The sequence below is a fragment of the Streptomyces silvae genome (genome assembly GCF_016745505.1).
Lineage (GTDB): Bacteria > Actinomycetota > Actinomycetes > Streptomycetales > Streptomycetaceae > Streptomyces > Streptomyces silvae.
Genome location: NZ_JAERUC010000190.1, coordinates 1 through 2,697 on the forward strand (window position 1 = coordinate 1; position 2,697 = coordinate 2,697).

Consider the following 2,697-nt stretch of genomic DNA (forward strand, 5'->3'; position numbering starts at 1 on the left):
GTGGGGGCGCGGCCGTAGGACTTCATGCCGACGAGGTAGAGGCCCTGCTCGGGGTGGGACAGTTCGCGGTGGCCGTGGGGATAGACGGTGCCGCAGGAGTGCTGGTTGGGATCGATCAGCGGGGCGAGCTCCACCGGTGCCTGAAGGCGCTCGTCCAGACCAAGGCGGAGCTCGGACAGGAACGACAGGTCGGGGCGCAGCCCGGTCAGGACGATGACTTCGTCCACCGGGTCGAGGCGGCGCCCGTCCTCAGCCACCAGGGTCAGGCGCTCGTCGTCACTGCGCTCGATGACTTCGGTGCGGAAACCGGTGACTGCATCGGCATACCCGTTGTCGACAGCGGCCTTCGCCGCCAGGCCCAGGGCGCCACGGGCGGGGAGCTGGTCTGCGCTGCCGCCGCCGAATGTGGAGCCGCTGATCCCACGTCGCAGGATCCAGACGGAGTGGGTGCCGGGTTCGTCCTTCGCGATGTCGGCGAGCGTGGCGAGAGAGGTGAAGGCGGAGGCACCGGAGCCGATGACGGCGGTGCGCTTCCCGGCGTACCGGGCGCGGACGGCGGGGTCCTTGAGGTCGGGGATGCGGTAGGAGATCCGCGCCGAGGCAGCGTGCTCGCCGAGGGCGGGAAGTCCGTCGGCGCCGATAGGGCTGGGGGTGGACCAGGTGCCGGAGGCGTCGATCACGGCTCGGGCGAGAATCCGCTCCTCGGTGCCGTCCGCGCTCTTGATGCGCACGGTGAAGGGCTGCTGCTCACGGTCGGCGTCGACGATGCGGTCGCGGCCGAGGCGGGAGACGCCGGTGACGGTGGTGCCGTAGCGGACCTTGTCGCCGAGGAGGTCGGCGAGCGGCTGGAGGTACTTCTCCGCCCAGTCCGCGCCGGAGGGGTAGGTGTCGCCGTCGGGCGCAGTCCAGCCAGTGGGGGACAGGAGCTTCTCGGCGGCCGGGTCCACAACTTCGGACCACGTCGAGAACAGCCGCACGTGCCCCCACTCGCGCACCGCGCTGCCCGCTGTGGGGCCGGCCTCCAGGACCAGGGTTTCCATACCGTGCCCGGTGAGGTGGGCGGCGGCAGCCAAGCCGGCGGGGCCAGCTCCGATCACCACGGTGGGCAGGGCGGTGGTGGGCGCGTTCACGGTGACTCCCCAGATTGTTTCGACGTCCGTCGATGGCTTGCACGGCCAGCATGGCACCTGTATTGATAGACGTCAACATAGACATTCGTCGAACTCAGACTGGTGTGAGTGCGTGATGGAGCAATTCGATGTTGTGGTGATCGGCGGCGGGCAGTCCGGCCTTGCTGCTGCCGAAGCTCTGGTGGGGGAGGGGCTCCGGCCGGTCGTTCTGGAAGCCTCGGACCGTGCGACCGGTTCGTGGCCGCGGTATTACGACAGCCTCACGCTGTTTTCCCCGGCGCGGTTCAGCGCCCTGCCGGGCCTGCCATTCGGCGGGGACGGAGACCGCTATCCCCACCGGGATGACGTGGTTGATTACCTGAGCCGCTACGCGGACCGCCTGGATGTCGAAGTCCGTACGCGTACCCGCGTCGTCAGCGTTGAGCACGACGGGGGCGGGTTCAGCGTGACAATCGCCGACGGCCGGAGGGTGGAGGCGGCCGGAATCGTCGCGGCCACGGGCGCTTTCGGTAATCCACTGCTGCCCGCCCTGCCTGGCCAGGAGGGCTTCACCGGTGAGGTGGTGCACGCCGCCGACTACCGCCGCCCCGCACCGTATGCGGGCAAGAGGGTCATTGTCGTGGGGGGCGGCAATACCGCTGTCCAGGTCGGCTACGAACTCGCGGAAGTGGCTGACGTGACGCTCGCCAGCCGCAACCCCGTGCAGTTCCTCGCACAGATACGGGAGGGCCGGGATGTGCACCACTGGCTGACGTCCACCGGGTTCGACCAGCTGCCGCCGGCCTGGCTGATCCACTACATCGGTGGCACCCTCGTCCTGGACGGCGGTCGCTACCGGAAGGCCCTGGAGAGCGGTCACCTGGCCAGGCGCGCGATGTTCACCGCCCTCGAAGGCGACGCGGTCGTTTGGGGCGATGGCAGCCGCGAGAAGACCGACACCGTGCTGCTGGCCACCGGATACCGGTCCAGCCTGGACTATCTCAAGCCGCTCGGCGCCCTGGACGCCGACGGCATGCCGCTGCACCGCGGCGGACTGTCCCTGACCCATCCCGGCCTGGTCTACCTGGGCCTGGAATTCCAGCGGTCCTTCGCCTCCAACACTCTGCGCGGTGTGGGCCGCGACGCCGCATACGTCATTCCTCCCCTAGCCGCCCACATCCGCAAGGCACCGGCCGCCGCCGGCCTTTGAGCCGCCGGCCCGCGAGGCTGGGGGCGGGTCAGGGGCAAGATGCCCCCCGCCCCGCCCCCGGCCCGGCCGGCTCGCAGGGGCGTGGGCTGCCACCCCTCGCCCGCTGATTCGATGTGTGTCAACATAGGCGTATGTCGAATCTCAGGTCGTTGCCCGTGCTGGAGCAGGCTGTCGTGCCGTGCTGCCCGCCGCTGACCGAACGGCCTTTGAGTGCGGAGGAGGCCGAGCGGACGGCGAAGATGTTCAAGGCGCTCGGTGACCCGGTCCGCCTGCGCCTCTTTTCCGCTGTCGCGTCGCACGAGGGCGGCGAGGCGTGCGTCTGCGACATCTCCGACGTGGGCGTCTCCCAGCCGACGGTCTCCCATCACCTGAAGAAGC

3 protein-coding genes are annotated in these 2,697 nt (G+C 69.8%); 2 read left to right on the forward strand and 1 reads right to left on the reverse strand.

Translation table 11 applies throughout. The features are described 5' to 3' along the window. On the reverse strand, nucleotides 1–1,130 hold a 1,130-nt coding region (locus tag JKV81_RS30520; protein WP_202078889.1), incomplete at its 3' end, for an NAD(P)-binding domain-containing protein. Nucleotides 1,131–1,245: 115 nt separating this feature from the next. Here JKV81_RS30520 and JKV81_RS30525 point away from each other — a divergent pair. Then, the gene (locus JKV81_RS30525; protein WP_055643692.1) at nucleotides 1,246–2,319 is read left to right on the forward strand and encodes a flavin-containing monooxygenase; all 1,074 of its coding nucleotides are present in this window, start codon (nucleotides 1,246–1,248) and stop codon (nucleotides 2,317–2,319) included. 131 nt (nucleotides 2,320–2,450) lie between these two features. Continuing rightward, nucleotides 2,451–2,697: ArsR/SmtB family transcription factor (locus tag JKV81_RS30530; RefSeq protein WP_202078891.1), on the forward strand; the 247-nt coding region annotated here is incomplete at its 3' end.

What these genes read in the sequence shown, in the direction of transcription:
- JKV81_RS30525 (WP_055643692.1), top strand. Translation starts at nt 1,246, where the DNA reads ATGGAGCAATTCGATGTTGTGGTGATCGGCGGCGGGCAGTCCGGCCTT.